This window comes from Streptobacillus canis (genome assembly GCF_009733925.1).
GTDB lineage: Bacteria > Fusobacteriota > Fusobacteriia > Fusobacteriales > Leptotrichiaceae > Streptobacillus > Streptobacillus canis.
In genome coordinates, this window is sequence record NZ_WOEI01000060.1 from 1 (window position 1) to 674 (window position 674).

2 protein-coding genes are annotated in these 674 nt (G+C 22.3%); both read right to left on the reverse strand.

Annotated features, from left to right (window positions below; all coding sequences use genetic code 11):
- The coding region (locus GM111_RS08070) for an SMI1/KNR4 family protein (RefSeq protein ID WP_197034547.1) at nucleotides 1-248 on the reverse strand (248 nt) is incomplete at its 3' end.
- A gap of 12 nt (nucleotides 249-260) precedes the next feature.
- Complete coding sequence (locus GM111_RS08630) at nucleotides 261-584, reverse strand: ribonuclease domain-containing protein (RefSeq protein ID WP_156300580.1); 324 nt, start codon at nucleotides 582-584, stop codon at nucleotides 261-263.
- Between the last annotated feature and the right edge of the window lie 90 nt (nucleotides 585-674).

Consider the following 674-nt stretch of genomic DNA (forward strand, 5'->3'; position numbering starts at 1 on the left):
CTATTCATATTCCATTCTTCATCATAATATTTTATATACTCTTTTATTTTATTTACATTTTCTATAGAAAAATCTGCATAATTTATAGTATATTCATTTAAAGGCATTCCTTCTTTATATAAATTTTGTAAACACTTAGGCATTCTAAAATTATATATCTTTTCTATTTTTTCTATATCTTCATCACTTACTGGTGGTAATAATTCAATATTATTTTTTCTTACTTCTTTTAATATATTTTCAAACATACTCTCACTCTCCTATTTTAATTTAATAAATGTTTCATAATGATCTACTGTATAATATATAGAGCCATCACTTCCAAATACTATCCTTATTTTATTTCTATCATTTATTTTTGGGTGTATATCAAATTCTCTATATTCATATTCTATAGGTAATTTACTATCTCTATTTAACCACTTCCTATTTCCTCTTACCCCTTTTGGAGGATTAAATTTATTTTTTTCAATTTTTTTAATAACTTCATATACTTCTTCTGGAATATCTTCTCTTATTTCAAAATTTACTGTTTTTATTACCTTTGTTTTATTATTACTAACCTCAACAACTCCATTGTCTATTTTATATTTATATAAATTTACTGTCTGTTCTTTCCAATTATCTTAAAATATTTGCTAATCTATTTGATTCAACTGCGCTACATAAATTAA